Origin of the sequence: Alteromonas sp. V450 (assembly GCF_001885075.1) — a bacterium.
Classification (GTDB): domain Bacteria; phylum Pseudomonadota; class Gammaproteobacteria; order Enterobacterales; family Alteromonadaceae; genus Alteromonas.
Genome location: NZ_MODU01000004.1, coordinates 3,908,224 through 3,930,005, shown reverse-complemented (window position 1 = coordinate 3,930,005; position 21,782 = coordinate 3,908,224). Strand labels below are relative to the sequence as shown.

The following is a 21,782-nucleotide window of genomic DNA, read 5'->3' as shown; positions in this document are numbered from 1 at the left end:
CCCTATGCACCTGCCCGGATTAGGCCTCCCAGGCCCTTGGTTTCTAGATATTGATTCAAGTGCACAAAGACTTCTTCTTGACTAACAGAGGTGAGCGCCAATGACAGTAATTGCTTACATTCATCCAACGTGACTTTTCTGATAAGCCAGTTTATTTTTCTCAAATTAAAGCCGTTCATACTTAATCGACGATAACCCATACCCATTAGCAAAAGCGCTCCAGCAGGTTCACCTGCAATCTCGCCGCATATAGTCACGGGCACTTGGTTTTGATCAGCTTTACGTATTACGTCATATAAGGCACCTAATACGGCAGGATGATAACTGTTATACAACCCTGCCACACGCGTATTATTTCTGTCTACCGCTAGCAGGTACTGTGTTAAATCGTTACTTCCCACAGAAAAGAAATCCACATGTTTAGCTAACTGTGGAAGTTGATAAAGGACCGATGGCACTTCTAACATAATGCCTAACTTTGGCCGAATTAGCGCTTCTGTAGAGCCGGCTATCTCGTCAGAAATTTCATAAAAGGCCTGATTGATAAGTCGCTTGGCTTCTTGTACCTCAGCCACCGTCGATATCATGGGCAGCATAATCTGCAAATTACTTAAACCAACGCTAGCGCGTAGCATCGCGCGCACCTGAACTAAGAATATTTCTGGATGATCAAGGGTAAGACGAATACCGCGCCACCCCAAGAAAGGGTTCTCTTCATTAATTGGAAAGTATGGCAGTGGTTTGTCGCCGCCTACGTCTAGCGTTCTCATTGTTATTGGCAGCGTTGGGGCCGACTCCAACACTTGCCGGTAAAGTTGTACTTGCTCATGTTCGGAAGGAAAGCGCTCGCGCAACATAAACGGAATTTCGGTTCGATATAGCCCTACACCCGCACCAATATTTTGTGCGTTCAATTCAACTTCGGCAGAAAGCCCAGCGTTGATATACAGAGACATCTTACAGCCATCAATGCTTTCACAGGGTTTATCTGCCTCTGCATCAATTTTTTCTGCTATTGCCGACTCTTCTTCAATAAGCTGGATAAATTCAATTTTGATATTTTTGTCAGGAGAAACGATGACTTCACCTGAATAACCATCAAGCAGTATTTCTTTGTCTTCTAAAAGGGCGGGCGTAACATTCTGACACCCCATGACCGCAGGCACACCCATCGCCCTTGCAAGAATTGCGGCGTGTGAATTATTCGAGCCGCGTACAGAAATAATACCTTTGAGCTTATCGCGAGGAAATTCAGCGAGCATAGGTGCAGACACTTCATCTGCAACGAGAATACTTGCGTCTACCACGGCTTTATCGGCAACATTATGGCCATATGCCTCAAAGAGAATATTTGCCAAAATACGATCGGAAAGATCAACGATATCAATCGCTCTTTCCTGCATGTACGGGTCGTCCATCGCTTGGAAACGCGCCGCGTAACTCTCAACCACCATTTTAAGCGAGGATGCAGCGTCCCATCCTTGACGAATTTTTTCTTCTACTTCTCGTCCTAAGCTGTTTGCATCTAACAGGTGATGATAAAGTTGAAAAATAGATTTAACGTCATCGGGTATACCATCATCTAATCGCTTTGAAAGCGCATCTACGTGCCCCCGAGTGACCTCGACGCCTTTTCGGTATAGTTGAATTTGATCGGCAGGCGACTGTGTGCGTTTGACCACCCAGTTTTTTAAATTGACGGATTTATCGGGCGATACGCCTTTACCGATAGCAAGCCCAGGAGAACCGGCAATACCGCGAACATTTTTTTGTTGAGCGATATTGTCTGGCAAATTCGACAGCGTCAGCGCGCCGCGAATATCGGCATTAGTTATTTCGAGCGCAAGCTGTGCGGCGAGTGTAACCAGAAATGCTTCTTCATCTTCACTAAAACGTCGCATTTCGGCCTGCTGCAATGTGATAACGCCAAGCACACGGCGCTGATTGATTATTGGCGTGCCAAGAAACGCGTTATAGCTTTCTTCTTTTACCTCTGGATAGTGCTTAAACCTTGGATGCTGTTGAGCATTAACGATGTTAAGCGGCTCTTCTCGTTGCCCAACTAACCCAATCAACCCTTCGGAGAATCCAATGCGCACCTGTTCCACCGCGTCAGGGTGGAGGCCATCAGTTGCCTTTAAAATAAACTCTTGAGCGTCATAATCTGCAAGATAGATAGAGCAAGAATCGACATCTAGCGTCTGCTTCACCCTTGAAGCCAATCTAAATAACGCGGTATCGAGCGCAGGGATTTGATTCATCTCCTGCACAATACGTTTTAGTGTGGTTAACATGGCGCCTTGGTGGCTTGAGGTACTCAAAATTACTCCTTGTCTACTCGCAGCCTCTTGTCACGCTATCTCAAAATCGATAAGTACCCCTGACACAGCATTAACAGCGGCGGCACAAGTCATTTAACCACGACGCCGCTTTTTACCACGTCTGTTCGGCACCGCATTTGGCCTATGCTGAACACGCTGTTGCGCTGACATTATCACAGGAGAAAATTCTTTCATTACCCTGCGATATACATCGCGTTTAAACGAAACAACATTGCGAATAGGATACCAATAACTCACCCACCGCCAGTCATCAAACTCTGGATGGGTTGTTTTAAGCACGTTCACGTCTCGCTCGTTACAATCGAGTTGTAACAAGAACCATTTTTGCTTCTGCCCTATACAAACAGGGTTGCTTCCTTGACGAATTAATCGTTTCGGTAATTTATATCTAAGCCAGTTACGGGTAACACTTAAAATAGTGACATCTTTCGGTGTCAGCCCTACTTCTTCGTGAAGCTCGCGATACATAGCTTGTTCAGCAGATTCCCCTTCATCAATTCCGCCTTGAGGGAACTGCCATGAATGTTGACCATAACGTCTTGCCCAAAATACTTGACCCATTTTGTTGCAAATCACTATGCCCACATTCGCACGGAATCCATCGGCATCTATCACATAGACTCCCGGGCACACTATACTGTTATATGTTTTCATTCTTCCATAAACTATGCTCCAATCATAGCTTTAATGTTCGCTGTCGTATGTCAAACAGGAAATAAACCATTTTATGCAGCCTCCCTCTTCCCCTCCTTCGTCACCAGAGCGCCTTTTAGCACGGTGCCATGCCTTAGCCGGCCTAAGCTTAGGCGAGCTCGCTGAAATGGCTGGCATAACTGTGCCCGCTAATTTACAGCGTCATAAAGGATGGCCAGGCATGCTCATTGAAAAGTGGCTGGGTGCCAGTGCAGGCTCTAAGCCTCAGCAAGACTTTCCGGAACTAGGAATTGAACTTAAAACCATTCCTATAGATACCCACTTTGCTCCGCTGGAAACAACGTATGTATGTTATGCGCCATTGTTAATGCCTCCGGGCGTTTCTTGGGAGACGTCGAACGTACGAAATAAATTACAACAGGTGCTTTGGTTACCTATTGAAGGGGACCGAGCTATTCCGCTTCCTGAACGGCGCATAGCCACCGGCTTTTATTGGCGTCCCAATCAGCATCAAAACACATTATTGCGCAACGACTGGGAAGAGTTGGTAGAACAAATATCAACAGGGCACGTAGAGGCAATCACTTCCCGTCAAGGTGAAGCGCTGCACATTCGCCCTAAAGCCGCAAACGGCAAAGCACTTACCGACGCATTGGGGCCCGAAGGACAGCGTATAAAAACACGGCCACGAGGCTTCTATCTAAGAAAATCCTTCACGCATCAAATTATTTATGATGCCTTTTCAGGTGTATAGCAATCCACTAAATAGGACAGAGTTCTGCTGTACGGACTATGGCTTATGAGCATTAAAGCGCTTTATTAGGTGGTCGCTGAGAAATTTATCAGACTGAATACCAAGTTGTGTTGCGACCGTCTCTAACGCTGGATCGTGTTTAAAAAGCACATCTTTGGCATACGCTAACCGATAGCTGAAAATGAAGTGCCTAAAACTTTTTCTTTGGGTAACTTGAAGAGCAAGCGCCAATGAGGTGGGGTCTAGGTCAGCGTTTCGACAAAACTGGTCGATGGTAAGAAAGCTTTTTGTGAACGCTTTTGACTGAACTGCATAGCGCTCGGCCTTTGATATTATGCTGCTGGTTTCATAAGGAGAAGCCTTTTCTAAATCCAATCTTTGATAATCAAGAGGTGACGGAGATGTGCGCCTTACAAAGGTAAGAGAAAACAGCACTAGCAACAGTCCAGTGCCAAGCATAAGGTGGTGTCCACTCTCCCAAAATGGCACTGGCAAAAAACCGAAAGTGGCGGCGGTTACCAACAATATACTGAAAAAAGCAAGCCCTACCAGCCCACCCATAACGCCAGCGAGTTTAGGCATTTTCAAACGACTGATATCTACCGCTTGCTGTGGCAAGTAACGATGATACATTTGAATATGTTCAGCAATAAGGATCCCAATGAGCAGTACGCTGAAACCGGTAAGTAAGGATGACAGGTAAGCTGGCCACAACGCCAAGGGCTCTCCCGTCGGTGATGCCACAAACCACTGCTGTTTATCCTCAACCGATATAAAAATAACGGTAAGCTGCATCAATACTGTAACAAATACCGGCCACCAAAGGCGCTTTCGCGCTGTAGGGTTAGCATATAGCATAGGCTTAATGGCTCGGTAGCAGCACGTAATACCAATGACAGCAAACACCTCCGAAATACCATAAAGTTCGGCTAAATCGGTGATTTCGCCTAATCTAAGCCATTCATCCAACATAAACAGTGGCCAGCAGACAAATGCGCCAGTCAGCCAGTAAGTGCTGTCTTTATTCTTTTTTTGAGTTAATAGCCTCGCAACGCATACTACATATAATGCAAGCAGGCCGTACAGGAAACCGTTGTAGAGGTCAGGCATCACAGGGTGTGTCCAAACAAGCGTGTTATCATTTGATACAAGTGCAACACATATTACCAGTAAATATCGCGCTGCATAGCGACCGCTCGGGTCCGCTCCATTACGCGAATAAGTGTTGATAATTTTTCCGCAGCCCACGAGCGCAGTTCGTTTTGTGATTCCAACTCGGCATCGTCAACCGATTGTTTTAACATCAAAAGTGCATTAAGTTCGTCAATTCCCGTCAGCAGGTCTAACCAAGGGGCTCTGAAATTACCTCGCTCTTCAACAAACAAATCGCCGAGTAAAAATCCACTCCACAGCGTCTGGCGAAGCAAGATCTCTATCGCTGAATAATTGGCCGGTCCCATTGTCTTACTAAGAGGCATGCTTTGCTGCACCGTTTGCCAGCCCTGAGAAAGCCATCCTTTAGCGTGGTCAAGTACCGGATGATCAAAACCTGTTGAAGCGCTTCGCCATGGCTTATTCTGAATTAGACGAATTGCGCTAAGCTTAATATCGGTCGCATCGTTGTCAAAAAACAGCTTTTCTGGTTTGTGCGCCTGAATTAAGCCTGTTTGTCTACCTTGTAAATAGCTCACCAGCGCGGCGTGTTTGCTCAGTGTTTTATTAAAAAGACTTTTCTTAGACAACAAATATCGTAAGCTTTGTAAGTCATCTTGCCAGCTCCATTTCTGAGCATGTGCAAGTAATTTTTTATGGAGTTCTAGCAGTTCAGGGCACTGCAAAACGGGTAAATAAAGCGACACACTTTGCAGCAGTAACCGGATACTTTTTGCAACTTCACCGAGCATTTTTATTGAGCCGCTTTCACAAAAAACATATTCATGGTATTGCCAATGCGACAGCGCCGTTTGCATCGCTAAACAAAATGCCTCCTCGGTTGATACAGTGTCTTCTAACGCGAGAAAGTCGGGAAGCGGACGTACTTTAGCATTGAAACCATGAAGTAACTGATAGCCTTGTGCAGCTTTTGACACATCGCTCAGCCGTACCGGCATGTTGTCATTAATAAGCTCCGCTAACAAAAACAGACTATTAATGTCGCCATCCATTAGTTCGAGCTCAATTTCATTAATTGGCGACGATGCTTTATCTGTCGTTGCCTCGCCACAATCAAGCACAATCTCTACCGTCCCTGATGGCAGCGACACTTTATAAGCATTACGCGTAAAGTGAGTACTAAATTGCTTAGATAGTGTAGTGTTGACGGTTGCTACATTCCACTCTTGTGGCCATACCTTGTCTTCAAAAAGCGTCAGATCTGGCGTTGCCGTGTTGAGCGCAACATTATATTCATTGCGCTGATGAAGCCCTCCGCTGACAACGCCGTTTGTTTTGAGCGTTTGTTCATATATGCCGTTATTTCCACGGACTCGAAAGCCCATTTTGTGGCGTTGAAAATCGCGCTTATCGTTGTCGTAATAGTCATTCTCTAACCGCATTTCTTCATGCGATATCACTTTAAGATCGTGTTTTTGAAAAAGAGGAAGCACGCTTTGTTCGAAAGCCTGATGCGCATTATCGTCAGTGACAAATTTTAATTCTATTTCTGGCGATTCTTTTTCTGACAATTTTTTTTCTGACAATTCTTTTACCGACAATTCTTTTACCGACATAGTTGCGCGAGGCAAAGCTTGGAATGCTCACACCTTACCTTCGTCATTTTGTTTTCGCAACGGTAATCCGTAAACCTTGACACATGTTTATCAACCTTAATTGGAACAAACTTGCCTTTGTCGCGGTCAACCAATACCATCTTTATGTTTTAAATTCTAAAATTGGACTTCATATGATTCGAAAGTGGTTAGCAGCTGCCCTTTTTGTGTGCTCTTTTCAAGCATTCTCCCTACAAGATGCGGCAGAAATGGAAGCGTCTTCGGCACACTATATCAGAGATGACTTGTTTGTTTTTATGCATACTGGGCCTGGCCGTAACTATCGCATATTAGGATCGATTGAGGCGGGAACGCCGATTACCGTTATAGAACAAAATACTGAGGCTGAATTCACACAAATTACCGACGATGAAGGTCGCAAAGGCTGGGTAGAAAGCCGATTTGTGTCAAACACCATGTCCCAGGCAGAACAATTGCCAATTGTCAGCGAGAAGCTGGCGGAAAGTCAGAGCGCGCTGCAAGCTACGCAGTCTGAAAACGCTAGACTTCGCCAACAGCTAAACGACGCTCGACAGCAAGTATCAACGCTTACAACCACCAGCGAAGAACAAGCCTCTGAAATAATCCGTCTTACCGCCAAAGTAGATAGCGCGAACAAAGATGAGCTGGTTACCTGGTTTACACGTGGTGGTATGGTAGCAGGCGTAGGTATTTTACTTGGCGTAATGTTAACTTATCTTCCCAAGCGCAAGCGTAGAAACAGCGAGTGGATGTAGCGCTAGGCACCGAGTTTTAGTAACACAATAAAAAAATGGCCAGGTTTAACGCTGGCCATTTTTGTTTTTCATTTACTGATTATTCATCGTCTTCAACCAGGGTCATCAGCGATGTGTTACCACCCGATGCCGTAGTGTCGATACTAATGGTTTTTTCGGTCATCAAACGCTGAATAAGATTATCGTTATATTCAGCTGTGATAACCGGCAAGATAGCCCCTTCGCGAGATGACAGCATTGCTGTAATACGCGCAGTACGCTCAGTACCAGAGTCGACCACCACACCAGACAAATCTTCGTCCATTAGCAAGGTATCTAAATGAGCAAGACGCGCTACCTGGAATAAGCCTTTTGGTGCGCCAGTTGATTCAAACTTGTTTTGAATCTCAACGGCTTCTTCATAGAAGATTTCAGACACAACTGATACTACCGGGTTACCCGTTGATAGCGCGGTCACAATAGACAGTAACCAGTATTCGAAGGTTACTTCCTTATCGGCGAAACACACCAAGATTCCGCGAGGCTCTAAGTAAAGCTTGTTCGATTCACCTGTTGGGCCTGGCAAGGTTTGAGGCTTGGCAAGCTTGCGTTCAACGCTGGTTAGCTGCTGTCGCGCCGTCGCAAGCGTACGGTTCAAGTCATCAGCAAGCTCGTCAACGATGTCTACTTTAGCAATTTTTGCAAGAAGCTGACGTACCATAGAAATACGGTCATTCAGCGGCGTATGACGCCACTGCACTTCTACCGCTTTCGCTTTATCCATCATTACGTGCGCACGCTCGGCAATCTGTTCATCACCGACAAGCGCTGCATCAGTACCGTCTACATCATCAATGTGCGATGGCTTAGGTGTGGCACGTTCCATCATTAAGCGAGGCAGATAGTTAGGACCACCCGCTTTTGGACCTGTACCAGACAGCCCTCGTCCGCCAAAAGGCTGAACGCCAACAATAGCGCCAATCATGTTGCGGTTAATGTACACGTTACCCGCGCGGCTCTTAGCTGCTAGTTCATTAGCACGCTCTTCAATACGCGAGTGAATGCCCATGGTGAGGCCGTAACCTGTGCCATTGATTTGTTCCAGCACACTATCAAGGTCTTTCGACTTAAAGCGAACAATATGCACCACTGGGCCGAACACTTCTTTTTCAAGCACATCGATGTTCTTGATTTCATACAAGGTCGGCGCAAAGAAAGTACCGTCTTCAAAGCCTGCTGGCATTTCGTTGCGATAAAGCAGCTTAGCTTTATCTTCCATATACTGTTGATGGTCAGTCAGGCTCTTGAGCGCCTTCTCGTCAATTACAGGGCCAACATCGGTAGCAAGCTGCGTTGGGTCGCCAACGGTAAGCTCTTTCATAGCACCAATTAGCATTTCGATTAGGTCGTCTGCAATTTCCTCTTGCACAAATAAAACGCGAAGCGCTGAACAGCGCTGACCGGCACTTTGGAAACCTGAATGGATCACATCGTCAACTACCTGCTCTGGCAGTGCAGTTGAATCAACAATCATACAGTTTTGACCGCCTGTCTCTGCAATCAATGGCACCTGTTCGCCACCCCGTTCTGCAAGTACTTGAGAAATTAACGTACCGGTTTGCGTTGAACCTGTGAACATTACCGCTTTGATGCGATCGTCTGGAAGAAGGGTTTCGCCTACTTCTTTACCAGGCGACACAATAAGTTTCAATGCATCTTCTGGCAGGCCTACCGAGTGCATAATATCTACCGCACGCTGCGCAATAATGCTGGTTTGTTCAGCAGGCTTAGCAATAACCGTATTACCTGTTACAAGTGCCGCTGCCACTTGGCCTAAGAAAATGGCTAGCGGGAAGTTCCACGGACTGATACACAGTACAACACCACGAGGCAGTAAGCGTTGATCTTCAGCAAGCTCTTCTGCACGCGCCGCATAGTAGCGACAGAAATCAACGGCTTCACGCACTTCATCAATACTGTCTTGCGCTACTTTACCCGCTTCACGCATACAGATAGCGATAAGCTCAGCCATGTGGCGCTCAAGCGCATCTGCTGTTCGATTGAGTATTTCAGCGCGCTCGCTAACATCGCGTTTAGACCAACCTTCAAACCCTGCTTCGGCTTCATCTAATGCTTTGCGCATATCATCAGGCGTAGCGTAATGGTGATACCCTACCACGTCGTTGTGGTTAGTTGGGCTAAGTACCGCTGTCGCACCTTCTGGCACTTCACCGGTTACTTTGTAGTAGTCCTGCCAGCGTTCAAGTTCATGTTTAAGCGCCGTTACCGCGTTGGTGTCGGTTAGGTCCAGACCACGCGAGTTATCGCGCTCTGGCGCATACAGCCCACGTGGGGTTTTGATCAACTTGTTATAACGTACTTTCAGGCGTTGTGTTTTTTCTACCGGATCCTCAAGCAAAGACTCAACCGGTTTTTCGTCATCAACGATGGCGTTTACAAACGACGAGTTCGCACCGTTTTCAAGAAGACGACGTACTAGATAGGCCAATAAGTCTTCGTGTTCACCTACAGGCGCATAAACACGGCACTGGATCTTATCCTGCGTTACCACCTGATCGTATAGGGTATCGCCCATTCCATGTAGACACTGGAATTCAAAACCTTCTTTGTCGTCACCGGCAAGCTCAACAATGACAGACGCGGTGTAAGCATTGTGAGTGGCAAACTGCGGGTAAATGGTGTCGCGATACTCAAGTAAGCGGTTCGCACAGGCGTGGTATGACACATCTGTTGAGGACTTTCGGGTAAATACAGGGAACTCTTCAAGGCCCGCTTGCTGAGTAAGTTTAATTTCAGTATCCCAATAGGCGCCTTTAACCAAACGCACCATTAGTGGGCGGCCTACTTCTAGAGTAAGTTCACGTAAGTGTTCTATAACGTGGATTGCACGTTTTTGGTATGCCTGAACGGCTAGACCAAAGCCTGTCCAACCGTTAAGGTCTTCATCGCGAAATACAGCTTCAATAATGTCTAGAGAAAGCTCTAAACGGTCAGCTTCTTCTGCATCTACCGTTAAGCCGATATCGTATTCTTTTGCCATCATACACAGCGCTTTTAAGCGCGGCGGAATATCAGCCATGGCGCGTTCGCGGTGGGAAAATTCAAAGCGAGGGTGAATAGCAGAAAGCTTTACCGATATTCCCGGTGAACGCTTAGGCCCACGTCCGTTAGCCGCTTTACCGATAACTTTAATGGCTTTCACGTACGCATCGTAGTAACGCTCAGCGTCACGCATTGTTCGCGCGCCTTCGCCTAGCATGTCGTAAGAATATACGTATCCTTTGGTTTCTTTATCTTTAGCGCGTTCTACCGCGTCTTCAATGGTTTCGCCCATAACGAACTGACGACCCATAACGCGCATAGCAATATTCATAGCGCGGCGAATAACAGGTTCACCCAAGCGGCCAAGGGTTTGTTTTAACAAGCCAAACTGTTCTTTCTTGCGCTTATCAGCATAGTTCACCATGTTGCCCGTAAACAACAAGCCCCACGCCGATGCGTTAACAAATAACGACTCTGAATTCCCCAAGTGAGGGGTCCATTGTCCCTGAGACAGCTTGTCACGAATAAGCTCATCTTGAGTGGCTTTGTCTGGCACACGCAGCAAGGCTTCAGCCAAGCACATCAGTACCACGCCCTCAGCCGTAGATAGCGAGTACTCATTTAATAGTGCGTCAACACCACCGTGCCCTTCTTGTTCGCGGCGAATTTGAAGTACCATCTTACGAGCGCGTTCCCATGCACGGCTTCGCGCACGCGGATTAACCTCGGCGATAGGAAGGATTTGATCCACAGCCACAGACTCACTAATGCGATAGTAGTCTCTTATGCGCTGGCGTAGGGGTGAAGTTGTATGAAGTGTGTCGTTAATGAGCATTGCAACCCTTTCATAGAAATAGCTGTAATAAAAAGCGTTCCCGCCGTGTAAGACTGCCCACGGTTACATGGAAGCGGCTAAATAACAAGCAAAGTCGAAACCCTGCGTTGACCTGTCGTACTTCTTTTAACTTTATACTTTTGGATGAAGATCACGACAGGACCAAATTTGCGCGGATGGTAGCACACAAAAATGCCCTGCCAAGCCCTCACCCACAAAGTTTTTCAGTTTCTCTGTCAAGCTACGTAGTCAGTGCGTTAGATGACATTTTACATGTCGCTGAATCGTCACTGCTTTTCATTTTTCATCAAAAGAAATCACAGTCACGCCAGGTTGTGAATATTTGTCCATCTCAGCGAGCGCTTTGGGCGCTTCTTCCAGTGAAATGATCTTTCCAATGAGTGCTTGGGGATTCAGTTTTTTCGCTGCGATCATGCCAAACATGGCCTCGTAGCGATACGCCTGCATACCGTGACTACCTATTACTTCAAGCTCGTGTGCAACGACCGCATCCATAGGAATAGGTGGCGTCGATTGCTCAGCTAACAGCAAACCAACTTGGACATGCTTGCCGCGCTTTCTTAGACTGTTTACTGAATTTACACAGGTAATGGGATTTCCTAACGCATCAATTGACACATGCGCACCGCCTAATGAAAGGCGCTTGATTGTCGCAGACACATCCTTTTCATTCTTAGCGTTTATCACCACATCAGCGCCCAGCTTTTGCGCCAATGCTAGTGCGTCATCTGATATATCAACAGCAATAACGTTTGCGCCAATACTCGATGCAATCATCACAGCAGATAGCCCAACGCCACCACAGCCGTGAACAGCAACCCATTGCCCTGCGCTCACCTTACCCTGGTCAACCACTGCGCGAAACGATGTAGCAAAACGACAACCCAAGCTTGCTGCTGTCACGTAGTCTATTTCTTCAGGAAGGTGAACCAAGTTAACATCGCCAAAATCAATTTCTACGTATTCTGCAAACGAGCCCCAGTGGGTAAAACCGGGCTGTGTTTGGTTACCGCATACCTGATGATTACCCGAAGAGCATTCTGAACATCTTCCACATGCACTAATGAAAGGAACCGTAACTTTATCGCCGGCTTTGAATCGCTTTACATCACTTCCTACAGTTTCAACGACACCGGCAAATTCATGACCCGGTACATGAGGTAAGCTTATTCCATTGTCATGCCCCATCCAGCCATGCCAGTCGCTGCGGCACACGCCCGTAGCCTTTACACGTATCACTACCCCATGAGATTTAGGCGTGGGCTTCTTCACGTCCTGAATATTTAATTTTCCGCCAAACGTTTCAAATACTGCTGCTTTCATAATTACAGCCCCTTAAAAATATGTTTAATAAACACCCAAAGACAGTTGTTAAGATTACGCTAATAGTTAAGAAATAATCTTGCTTTTTGTTTGGCCTGGCCCGCTAAAATTGCAAGAACCTTTCAAGCAATGCTAAGTTAAAGAAAGAATCTGCCAAACCGGACGCAAAGAAAAGCATGGATAATGTAGATAAGAAAATTTTAGCGTTGCTTCAGCAAGACGGGAAACTGTCAAACGCCAAGCTGGCTGAAATGCTAAATATGAGTGAAACCCCTTGTTGGAGGCGTGTTAAACGTTTAGAAAGCGAGGGGTACATTGAGAGTTACCAAGCAAACTTGAACAAACGCAAGTTGGGCTACGGCGTGTTGGCGTTTGTGCAGCTTACCTATATTGCTCATGACACAAAGACAACCGCTGAATTTGAAGCCATTATCAGTAATTGCGACAACGTACTTAGTTGCCATAACACTACGGGAAATGCTGACTTTTTATTGCAGGTTGTGGCTAAGGATTTAGACGATTACAGTCAATTTGTAGATACGGTATTGCGGAAGTTGCCAGGCATTTCTGATATATCGTCGAGCATAGCATTGCGGGAACTCAAATCATCCACACTACTTCCATTAAACCGGTAGCGTTGGCTAGCGCGCGTCATCGTTTAAGTGATTTAGAATTTATTGATGATGTCGATAATCACATAAGTAGAAGTTGAAAAAGCGTCTACACTATCTAGAAACAAGAATACTAAATAATTGGATATTGCCTTATGTGGTTAAGAAAACTCAGCCTTATTCAGCGACTGGGCGTTATTGTTGCCCTGGTTGCTTTACTATTCATTGTACTTACCGCAGTGGTGCTAAATAGGCATTACGAAGCACTAAAACAAAAATCATACGATGAAAATCAACACTTGGTAGAAGTCGTTCACACTATGCTGGGAAGCTTCGCGCAAAGAAGCGATATTGATGAAGTCGAAGCGAAACAGCTTGCGCTGGCATCGGTAAAAGCACTCAGGTATGACGGCAGCAATTATTTTTGGATCCAAGATCAGACACCTACCATGGTAATGCACCCAATAAAGCCTTCACTTGATGGGCAAGATTTACGTACGTTTAAGGACGGCAACGGTAAAGCATTTTTTATTGAAATGGCCCAAAAAATTAAAGCCAAGGGAGACGGATTTGTCGACTATGTTTGGCCGCTTCCTGGCGAAGAAGTACCTACTGAGAAAATTTCCTACGTGAAAGAATTCAAACCTTGGGGCTGGACAGTAGGGTCAGGGATATATCTTACTAATCTAGATGCTGAATACGCGCATTTAAGAAATCTCATTATCGTGTTTTGTGTAATCAGTATCATCCTGGTAGTGTTTTTAATTTACGTGATCGGCGGCAGTATTGTGAAGCCGGTTCAAGAAGTTACCGAACGGATGAAGGATATTTCCCAAGGTGAAGGTGATTTGACCCGCTTTTTGCCAGAGACAGGGCAAGACGAAGTCACGCGTTTAGCTAGGTACTTTAATCAATATACCGAAAAAATGCGTCATTCTTTGATTGGGATCCGCAGCAACATCAACACCCTATCTCAGCAGGCAGAGCTTGTTGAAAATTCAAGTAAAAACAGCAACACACAAGCTCAAACACAAAACGAAAATATGCTGCAAGTAGCCGCTGCGATGGAAGAAATGACCACGCAAATTAATGATGTGAGCAGTAACGCAGACTCTGCAGAAAAAAGTACGACCAGCGCAAGAACTAATGTTCAAAATGGCACAACCGTTGTTGAAAACACAGTGAGCGATATACGCTCTCTTACGTCTGATATTGAAAGCGTGAGTGCCGTTGTAACAGAACTTGCGGCACAAACCGACAGTATTGGGGCGGTTTTAGATGTGATTCGAGGCATTGCCGAACAGACCAATTTATTGGCACTCAATGCCGCTATCGAGGCAGCAAGAGCAGGAGAGCAAGGCAGAGGGTTTGCTGTTGTTGCAGATGAAGTACGCACATTGGCAAGTCGCACAGGCCAAAGCACTGATGAAATTCAGGCCATGATTGAAAAGCTTCAGAGCAACGCTAAAAACGCGGTTGATGCAGTTAAAGTGAGTCAACAGGCATCTACAAAAACCGTTGATAACGCTATCGAGGCCAATCAAAACTTACAAGAAGCCGACAGGCTCATGACGGAAATATCAGGTATGAGTAGCGAGATTGCTCGTGCAACCGAACAGCAAGCCGAAGCTGCGAATGAAGTCAATGTGCGCATTAATGCACTCTCTGGCGCAGCGGATAATAGCCTACGTACTGCTGATGAGTTGGCGTCTGCAAGTCAAGCTCTAAGAGCGAGTTGCTTGGCGATAACAGAAATAGCAAATCGATTTAAATTAGAGTGACATGCCGCACTTTACTGTTTTGCACAGGGCCTTCAATTTGAAGGCCCTATTTGTATGTGGATATTTAAACTCAGGGCATAAAACCGTTACATCGCATAGATAATTGGTGGAAAGGATAAAACGCGCTTATGGAAGATTAATCCCCAGTGCATTACACTCGAAAGCGAGTAACTAACATCGGGTGCTTAAAAGTTATAGTTGTTGATCTTGCTACGGAATAGTTTTAGTAAGAAAGACAGAACCGGGTCGGAATACAGCAATTAATGTATCAAGGAGTTGAATATGAAAAATGCGTCAAAGGGCATGTCTATTTTAAAATGGATCATTGGAATTTTTGTACTGTTGTTTGTAGCGTATTTTTTATTTGCCAACACTATTATTAAAACTGTTCTAGAGGCGAAGCTGGGAGAGTCATATGGTGCAGAGGTTAACATTAATGACTTTGACCATTCATTATTCCCAACTACCGTGACCTTGAAAGGGATTGAACTAACAAATCCGACGAAGCCTGCTTATAATCAAGTTTTCGTGGCAGAAGCCAACGCTGACGTGGCGCTAAAACCCCTACTAAATGACCAAATTGTAGTAAATAATCTTAATTTACTAAATGTGCAATTCGATACTAAACGCGCCGCGCCGGGAGAGGTGTATCGCGAACCCAAACGCGCCCTATCCTACGACGACATTAAATCTAAGGCGAAAGAAGCCATACCAAGCGTTGATGAGTTACTCGCACGTAACCCGTTAAAGACAAGCGCAGCAATAGAGCAAGCACAACAAGCTTATAGTACGGTTAGTCAAGATTTGAAAAAAGAGTACGAGTCATTACCTAATAAAGAGCGAATTAGCTTTTACAAAACACAAATTGCGCAGTTAAAAGAAACGAATTTTAAGGATCCTCAAGCGCTAGTTCAGGCTAAAACGGCGTTTGAAAAACTAAAAGATGAAATGCAAGCCGACAAAGCGTTGATAAACGGCTTCACTGCAAAAGCAGATAGTGCGAGAAAAGCCCTAAGTGAAAGTATTCAAGCTCTGAAAAGCGCACCTCAAGAGGATTTCAACTTGCTCAAAGGCGTGATTGCCGGTGATCAAGACGCACTCTCGAAGGTTACTTACTTCGTTTTTGGCGACAAAGCGGCCGAATACACTGAATACCTGATGTCAGCAATGCAAATTGTTATGCCGCTTATACAGGGCGAAGAAAAAAGTGAAGCGCCTGCCGACATTCCTTCAATACTGATTAAAGAAGCAAATGTGTCTGTTAAGTGGAAGGACGAATCGATTAGTAGTAATTGGAACAATATTACAAATGTGCATGATGTTTTTGGCAAGCCGACCACCTTTACAATAGAAGCAGCAGGAGATTTACTAAAGTCGTTTACCTCAAGCGGTGAATTTTGGATTGATAGCAGCGGTGTCGATGCCAGCCAAGTGTGGAAATTAGCTGGCGTGAATATGTCAGACATTTCATTTAGCGACAATGCGTCATTAAACGCGGTTTTAAAAACAGCGCTAATGAAAACCTCAGGCTCAATGAAAATTACCGACAATATGCTAACAGGATCTGGCGATATAGACTTACAACAGTTGGTAATGGAGGCGACTGGCACGAGTGATGTTACCAGTGCAATAGCAAAAGCACTGCAAACACTCACTAGCCTGAACATGGAAATGCTGCTTGATGGCACCTTATCAAATCCAAGCTTCAACCTGAAATCTGATTTAGACAACAAACTTGCAAGTGCAGCGCTCTCACAGCTAACGGAAAGTCAAAAAGAAAAATTAGACGAGCTTAACGCCAAGCTCAATAGCATGGTAAGTGAGCAACAATCGTTATTGTCGAGCGAAATTGTTGACGTTAATAGCATGATTAGTGCCGCCCAAGGCGACAATGAAGCCCTTCAAGAATTAATGCAGGCACAGTTGAACAACATGGTTGAGCAGCAAAAAAACAAGCTTCTTGATAAATTAAAAGGGAAATTTGGACAAGGAGAATAAAGCGCCTTTGATTAGGCGTAGCTTCACGGCATAATAGGGGCACAGGGGTTCACACCTCTGTGTTTTTCATGAAACCAAGGGTAGGTAAACCTGTGTTACAAAATAAATGGCTTCCCATCATTTTGATAGTACTGCTAGGGCTGTTGCAATACCGTCTTTGGTTTGGAAAAAACAGTATCCCTGATTACTACAATCGTAAACAAGAAGTGCATACTCAAGCTCTACAAAATGCCAATTTAGCCCAGCGGAACGCCCTATTAAAAGCCGATATAAACGATTTAAAAATTGGTTTAGAAGCCATCGAAGAAAGGGCCAGAAACGAGCTAGGATTAATAAAAAAAGGCGAAACTTTTTACCGTATTTTACCCGCAGAATCTAAATGAAAACTATCTCTAAACCCCGCGTTGTTGCAATTGTGCCGGCTGCTGGCGTGGGGAGTCGGATGCAAGCCGACCGCCCAAAACAATATTTAAAAATTAATGGCAAAACCATTCTGGAACACACCATTGACTCTCTCATTTCTCACCCGCTTATCGATAGCGTTATTGTGGCAATCAGTAAAGACGATGTTTTTTTTGAAACGCTTGGGCTTCATCGCAAGCCGGTTAGTGTGATTGAAGGAGGGAAAGAGCGTGCAGATAGTGTATTAAACGGTATTTTACAACTTAACGATACCGATTGGGCACTGGTGCACGACGCCGCGCGCCCCTGTGTTGATGAGCGTGACATTACAAATTTGATGCAGGTTATTGATGATACTTCGGTAACAGGTGGGATTTTGGCAACACCAGTGCGAGATACAATGAAACGCTTAAATGCCACGTTATCTTCAGATGATAAAAATATTATTGCCCATACTGAAGAAAGAGTGGGTCTTTGGCATGCACTAACGCCCCAATTGTTTCCTGCCGATTTGCTGCGTAAGGCTCTAAACGAAGGACTAGCGAAGGGCGAAAATATCACCGACGAAGCATCGGCAATGGAACTTGCGGGCTACAAAGTAGCCATGATCAATGGAAGCCCTGCAAACATAAAAGTTACTCACCCGGCCGACCTTCCACTTGCTTCGTTTTATTTACAACAGAAATGTACTGTACGCTGATTGAAGCGAATAATTTTTAAAAGGCGAAACCGTAATGCGAATAGGACACGGATTTGACGTTCACAAGTTTGGTGGCAACGGCCCCATTACTATCGGTGGCGTAAAAATAGATTATAAACAAGGTTTGCTGGCGCATTCCGACGGTGACGTGTTGCTCCATGCCCTTTGCGATGCCCTTCTCGGCGCTGCTGCACTTGGCGATATTGGCAAACACTTCCCAGATACCGATGATGCCTACGCCGGCGCAGACAGCCGCGTACTGCTGCGCCACGTAGTTAATGTAGTAAAAGAGAAAGGCTACCGCTTAAGCAACGCAGATATGACCATTGTGGCGCAAGCACCTAAAATGGCGCCGCACATCTCTGCAATGCGCGAGATCATTGCCCATGACTGCGACGTAACGCTTGACGACGTCAACGTAAAAGCAACAACTACTGAAAAATTAGGTTATACGGGCCGCAAAGAAGGCATTGCCTCTCACGCCGTTGTTTTACTGGAAAAATTATGAAGCCGTTACACACTGATCACTGGCAGTATTACTACGCGAAACCCGTATCTACTGGGATTTTTAAGTTTCAAGCAGATGATTTCCTTGTCGTTGAGGATTTAGGATATCAACCATGCGGTGAAGGCGAGCACCAGTTCATTTTTGTTGAAAAAACAAATAATAATACGGCTTTCGTAGCTGAACAAATTGCCCGTTTTGTTAATCTGCCGTTGCGACAAATTACCTACGCGGGCAGAAAAGATAAGTACGCAGTTACGCAACAATGGTTTGGCATCCACGCCCCCGGTAAACCAGACTTCGACTTTAGTAATTTTGAGCTCGATGGGGTACGGATACTTAAACAGTCTCGTCACAATAAAAAGCTCAGAACAGGGCAACTGAAGGGTAATCACTTTACTATTACGCTTAGACAGGTACTTCACCCCGAAGCCATTGAAGAAAGACTTCAAGAAATCGCACGTAAAGGCGTACCAAATTATTATGGAGAACAACGATTTGGTGTTATGAGGCTTAACGATATGGGAGAAGTTCAGCGCGGCGGTAATCTTGTCATGGCTGAGCGCATGGTTAATGGAGAAACAATAAGGCATAGAAATAAACGTTCTATGGCATTGTCAGCTTTGCGCAGTTGGATGTTTAATGAAGTGCTTTCAAGGCGCTTATCCACTGCCCAATTTGACCAAGTACTTAACGGCGATGCGCTTATATTAACCGGCTCGAATAGTTTTTTTATTAACAATGCACAAGAGCAAGAACGAACCGGCTCAACCACGCAGACACGCTATGAACAAAGCGACCTAAGCCCCTCTGCACCGCTTTGGGGGAAAGGCGAATTAGCAACGCAAAACGACGCACTTTCTCTAGAACAAAGCGTGGCATCAGAGCACAGTGAAGTTGTTGACTTCCTTAGCCAAAGCGGCTTCGAGCAGGAACGACGAGCAATAAAAATTTGGCCGTCACAGCTTGAATGGCTGAGTAAGGGTGATACATTTACTATTTCATTCTCACTGCCGAGCGGATGTTTTGCTACTTCAGTGTTAAGGGAATGCATAGAAACACTTTCCCCGATCAATCGGGTTTAATAATGACCACGGCGTAAGCTCGTATTAAAACAACACCGCGTAGCCGTTTATAAGAATATAGGAAAGTACGCAACACTATGAGAGCTTCTAGAAAAGGAGACGCGTTAGCGCAATTGCTTTATGACGAAGGAATACGTTCACAAGCTGTGCTTAACGCAATTGCTGGTACACCAAGAGAAAGCTTTTTGCCAGATGCGCTAAAACATAAAGCTTATCAAAATACAGCGCTACCTATTGGCCAAGGACAGACTATTTCACAGCCATACATTGTGGCTAAAATGACGGAGCTGCTGTTAGCTAGCCCAAATAAGCCAGAGAAAGTGCTGGAAATCGGCACAGGGTCCGGCTATCAGACAGCGATACTCGCTCAATTGTTTAACAAGGTTTTCAGCGTTGAGCGCATTAAGTCATTGCAATTTCAAGCCAAGCGCCGAATGAATCAGTTAGATTTACACAATATTGCAATGAAGCATGGTGATGGCTGGAAGGGATGGCTGTCAAAAGGGCCTTACGATGCCATCATTGTTACCGCTGCCGCTGCCAGCCTTCCGCAAGATTTATGCGATCAGCTCAAAGAAGGTGGACGTTTAATTATTCCTGTAGGCAATGAACAGCAATCGCTACTGTGTATTGATAGGGTTGATGGAGAACTAAAAACATCGACCATCGAGTCAGTCCGATTCGTTCCCCTCGTTGCAGGAGAAATAATGTGAGGCTTTTTGAGGCTTGCTATGACATGGCGTTACGCTGGGCGAAGCATCGTCACGCAACTAAATTTCTCGGTGGGTTAAGTTTCTCGGAGTCTGTATTCTTTCCTATCCCTCCCGACGTAATGCTCGCACCGATGGCCCTTTCTCAGCCACGTAGGGCATGGCAGTTTGCACTTATAACCACCGTTGCTTCTGTGTTAGGAGGCATCGCGGGGTATTGGCTTGGCTTTTTTGTGTTCGACGCGTGGCTTTCACCATTGATTGAAAGCTGGGGCTACTCACATAAGATTGAAACCGTAATACGCTGGTTTACTGAATATGGTGTTTGGGTAGTGTTTCTCGCTGGTTTCTCACCCATTCCATATAAGCTATTCACCGTTAGTGCCGGTTTTTTGCAGATGGCGTTCCTTCCTTTCTTACTTGCTTCAGCGGTAGGACGCGGTGCGCGATTTTTCTTAGTTGCAGGGCTTATGCGATGGGGAGGATCAGCAATGGAGCAAAAACTTAGGCAATATGTTGAGGTATTAGGGTGGCTTGTTGTGCTACTTGCGTTTGTAACATACTTAATACTGCGATGACATGCTTCAGCGCACAGTTTATTTAACAGCCAGTCTATGTATTATCGCCACATTATCAGGATGTGCGGGAAGAAGCGCGCCTGCGCCAGTATTACTGTTGAATAGTCAAGTTAATGATGGCAGTGAAGAATATACGAAAAAAACCTATACCGTACAGCGTGGCGACACCCTTTATGCAGTGGCTTGGTATACTGGTAATGACTATAGAGACTTAGCAGAATATAACGATTTATCAGCCCCTTACGTTATTCAACCGGGCCAAGTACTGCGTGTAACCCCTAAACCTGAGCCCATCAAAACACCCGCCCCTTCCTCTCACGTGACCAAGCAGTCAACAGATCCGACCTCACCATCGGTAGACAAAAGTTTGATTGACCGGCCCAAGTCACAGGCGTATCGTGAAAGTGAAAAAGTTGTTAAGCCACAAAAAGATAGGTATGTCAAGAAATCGTCACAAAGCGTCAAAACTGCGACGAATAAAGGATTTCCTGACAAAGTCGATAAGTGGCTATGGCCTGCAGAAGGTAAAGTTGTTGCAACCTTCAACAAGGCAGAGTCTGGCAACAAAGGAATAGACATTGCTGGTGCTAGAGGCAGTAAGGTAATAGCGGCAGCAGACGGAAAAGTTGTTTACTCGGGTAACGCACTTCGGGGTTATGGTAACTTGGTTATCATCAAACATACCGACACATTTTTAAGCGCCTACGCATACAACGATACCATTTTAGTAAAAGAGCGAGAATGGGTATCTGCCGGGCAGCAAATAGCGACCATGGGTGACAGCGGAACGAATTCGGTAAAACTTCACTTTGAAGTTAGGTATAGAGGGAAATCTTTAGACCCCATGAAATACCTGCCAACATTAAGATAATAAAAATAAATAATAATAAGAAAAGACAAAGGAGAAACGTCATAAGGTAAACCTTGTAGCAGGAG

The 21,782-nt window shown here is 45.3% G+C and carries 18 protein-coding genes; 12 read left to right on the top strand and 6 right to left on the bottom strand.

The genetic code is table 11. The annotated features are described in order from the left end of the window. Nucleotides 1-2: 2 nt before the first annotated feature. The gene (gene ptsP, locus BK026_RS17395) at nt 3-2,294 is read right to left on the bottom strand and encodes a phosphoenolpyruvate--protein phosphotransferase (RefSeq protein ID WP_071816965.1); all 2,292 of its coding nucleotides are present in this window, start codon (nt 2,292-2,294) and stop codon (nt 3-5) included. Nucleotides 2,295-2,414: 120 nt separating this feature from the next. Next, the gene (gene rppH / locus BK026_RS17390) at nt 2,415-2,957 is read right to left on the bottom strand and encodes an RNA pyrophosphohydrolase (RefSeq protein WP_071816964.1); all 543 of its coding nucleotides are present in this window, start codon (nt 2,955-2,957) and stop codon (nt 2,415-2,417) included. A gap of 112 nt (nt 2,958-3,069) precedes the next feature. Between rppH and mutH the strand changes: the two genes are divergently transcribed. Continuing rightward, nucleotides 3,070-3,750, top strand: a complete 681-nt coding sequence (mutH, locus tag BK026_RS17385; RefSeq protein ID WP_071816963.1) for a DNA mismatch repair endonuclease MutH — start codon at nt 3,070-3,072, stop codon at nt 3,748-3,750. 36 nt (nt 3,751-3,786) lie between these two features. On the opposite strand, the gene BK026_RS17380 is transcribed toward mutH, so the two are convergent. Together BK026_RS17380 and BK026_RS17375 are read right to left on the bottom strand one after the other, a co-directional pair. After that, nucleotides 3,787-4,860 carry a DNA mismatch repair protein gene (locus tag BK026_RS17380; protein WP_071816962.1) on the bottom strand — a complete coding sequence of 358 codons (1,074 nt, stop codon included), beginning with the start codon at nt 4,858-4,860 and terminating at the stop codon, nt 3,787-3,789. Between the two features lie 53 nt (nt 4,861-4,913). Beyond that, a complete protein-coding gene (locus tag BK026_RS17375) occupies nt 4,914-6,479 on the bottom strand; it encodes an inorganic triphosphatase (RefSeq protein WP_083575116.1) in 1,566 nt (521 codons plus the stop codon). A 173-nt stretch (nt 6,480-6,652) separates the two neighbouring features. On the opposite strand from BK026_RS17375, the gene BK026_RS17370 reads away from it, so the two are divergent. Continuing rightward, on the top strand, nt 6,653-7,255 hold the full coding sequence (locus BK026_RS17370; protein WP_256253886.1) for a TIGR04211 family SH3 domain-containing protein: 603 nt from the start codon (nt 6,653-6,655) through the stop codon (nt 7,253-7,255). A gap of 79 nt (nt 7,256-7,334) precedes the next feature. Here the strand turns inward: BK026_RS17370 and putA are convergent, their stop codons facing one another. After that, nucleotides 7,335-11,132: a bifunctional proline dehydrogenase/L-glutamate gamma-semialdehyde dehydrogenase PutA gene (gene putA / locus BK026_RS17365; RefSeq protein ID WP_071816961.1), complete on the bottom strand. Its 3,798-nt coding sequence runs from the start codon at nt 11,130-11,132 to the stop codon at nt 7,335-7,337. Nucleotides 11,133-11,429: 297 nt separating this feature from the next. Continuing rightward, complete coding sequence (locus BK026_RS17355; RefSeq protein WP_071816960.1) at nt 11,430-12,476, bottom strand: zinc-dependent alcohol dehydrogenase family protein; 1,047 nt, start codon at nt 12,474-12,476, stop codon at nt 11,430-11,432. 176 nt (nt 12,477-12,652) lie between these two features. Between BK026_RS17355 and BK026_RS17350 the strand changes: the two genes are divergently transcribed. The 10 genes from BK026_RS17350 (at nt 12,653) to BK026_RS17305 (ending at nt 21,717) form a co-directional block, all read left to right on the top strand. Further along, entirely contained in the window at nt 12,653-13,111 is a 459-nt protein-coding gene (locus tag BK026_RS17350) for an Lrp/AsnC family transcriptional regulator (RefSeq protein ID WP_071816959.1), read from the top strand. A gap of 131 nt (nt 13,112-13,242) precedes the next feature. Next, on the top strand, nt 13,243-14,868 hold the full coding sequence (locus tag BK026_RS17345) for a methyl-accepting chemotaxis protein (protein WP_071816958.1): 1,626 nt from the start codon (nt 13,243-13,245) through the stop codon (nt 14,866-14,868). A 282-nt stretch (nt 14,869-15,150) separates the two neighbouring features. Beyond that, complete coding sequence (locus BK026_RS17340) at nt 15,151-16,866, top strand: TIGR03545 family protein (RefSeq protein WP_071816957.1); 1,716 nt, start codon at nt 15,151-15,153, stop codon at nt 16,864-16,866. A gap of 92 nt (nt 16,867-16,958) precedes the next feature. Beyond that, on the top strand, nt 16,959-17,249 hold the full coding sequence (ftsB, locus tag BK026_RS17335; protein ID WP_083575187.1) for a cell division protein FtsB: 291 nt from the start codon (nt 16,959-16,961) through the stop codon (nt 17,247-17,249). A 5-nt stretch (nt 17,250-17,254) separates the two neighbouring features. Next, a complete protein-coding gene (gene ispD / locus BK026_RS17330; protein ID WP_083575186.1) occupies nt 17,255-17,968 on the top strand; it encodes a 2-C-methyl-D-erythritol 4-phosphate cytidylyltransferase in 714 nt (237 codons plus the stop codon). A 34-nt stretch (nt 17,969-18,002) separates the two neighbouring features. Further along, complete coding sequence (gene ispF, locus BK026_RS17325; RefSeq protein ID WP_071816954.1) at nt 18,003-18,476, top strand: 2-C-methyl-D-erythritol 2,4-cyclodiphosphate synthase; 474 nt, start codon at nt 18,003-18,005, stop codon at nt 18,474-18,476. Beyond that, nucleotides 18,473-19,558, top strand: coding sequence for a tRNA pseudouridine(13) synthase TruD (truD, locus tag BK026_RS17320; RefSeq protein WP_071816953.1), 1,086 nt, complete (start codon nt 18,473-18,475; stop codon nt 19,556-19,558). The genes ispF and truD overlap by 4 nt, the downstream gene beginning before the upstream one ends. Before the next feature lie 77 nt (nt 19,559-19,635). Next, nucleotides 19,636-20,271 carry a protein-L-isoaspartate(D-aspartate) O-methyltransferase gene (locus BK026_RS17315; RefSeq protein ID WP_071816952.1) on the top strand — a complete coding sequence of 212 codons (636 nt, stop codon included), beginning with the start codon at nt 19,636-19,638 and terminating at the stop codon, nt 20,269-20,271. After that, nucleotides 20,268-20,846, top strand: coding sequence for a YqaA family protein (locus BK026_RS17310; RefSeq protein WP_071816951.1), 579 nt, complete (start codon nt 20,268-20,270; stop codon nt 20,844-20,846). Before BK026_RS17315 ends, BK026_RS17310 begins: the two co-directional genes overlap by 4 nt. 1 nt (nt 20,847) lies before the next feature. Then, a complete protein-coding gene (locus BK026_RS17305) occupies nt 20,848-21,717 on the top strand; it encodes a peptidoglycan DD-metalloendopeptidase family protein (protein WP_071816950.1) in 870 nt (289 codons plus the stop codon). The last annotated feature ends 65 nt before the right edge of the window (nt 21,718-21,782 follow it).

Excerpts from the sequence above, each read along its gene's own strand:
- BK026_RS17355 (WP_071816960.1), bottom strand. The coding sequence starts at position 12,476 with ATGAAAGCAGCAGTATTTGAAACGTTTGGCGGAAAATTAAATATTCAG.
- BK026_RS17305 (WP_071816950.1), top strand. The coding sequence starts at position 20,848 with ATGCTTCAGCGCACAGTTTATTTAACAGCCAGTCTATGTATTATCGCC.
- mutH (WP_071816963.1), top strand. The coding sequence starts at position 3,070 with ATGCAGCCTCCCTCTTCCCCTCCTTCGTCACCAGAGCGCCTTTTAGCA.
- ptsP (WP_071816965.1), bottom strand. The coding sequence starts at position 2,294 with ATGTTAACCACACTAAAACGTATTGTGCAGGAGATGAATCAAATCCCT.
- BK026_RS17370 (WP_256253886.1), top strand. The coding sequence starts at position 6,653 with ATGATTCGAAAGTGGTTAGCAGCTGCCCTTTTTGTGTGCTCTTTTCAA.
- BK026_RS17315 (WP_071816952.1), top strand. The coding sequence starts at position 19,636 with ATGAGAGCTTCTAGAAAAGGAGACGCGTTAGCGCAATTGCTTTATGAC.
- putA (WP_071816961.1), bottom strand. The coding sequence starts at position 11,132 with ATGCTCATTAACGACACACTTCATACAACTTCACCCCTACGCCAGCGC.
- BK026_RS17375 (WP_083575116.1), bottom strand. The coding sequence starts at position 6,479 with ATGTCGGTAAAAGAATTGTCGGTAAAAGAATTGTCAGAAAAAAAATTG.
- BK026_RS17380 (WP_071816962.1), bottom strand. The coding sequence starts at position 4,860 with ATGCCTGACCTCTACAACGGTTTCCTGTACGGCCTGCTTGCATTATAT.
- BK026_RS17350 (WP_071816959.1), top strand. The coding sequence starts at position 12,653 with ATGGATAATGTAGATAAGAAAATTTTAGCGTTGCTTCAGCAAGACGGG.
- ispF (WP_071816954.1), top strand. The coding sequence starts at position 18,003 with ATGCGAATAGGACACGGATTTGACGTTCACAAGTTTGGTGGCAACGGC.
- truD (WP_071816953.1), top strand. The coding sequence starts at position 18,473 with ATGAAGCCGTTACACACTGATCACTGGCAGTATTACTACGCGAAACCC.
- BK026_RS17340 (WP_071816957.1), top strand. The coding sequence starts at position 15,151 with ATGAAAAATGCGTCAAAGGGCATGTCTATTTTAAAATGGATCATTGGA.
- BK026_RS17345 (WP_071816958.1), top strand. The coding sequence starts at position 13,243 with ATGTGGTTAAGAAAACTCAGCCTTATTCAGCGACTGGGCGTTATTGTT.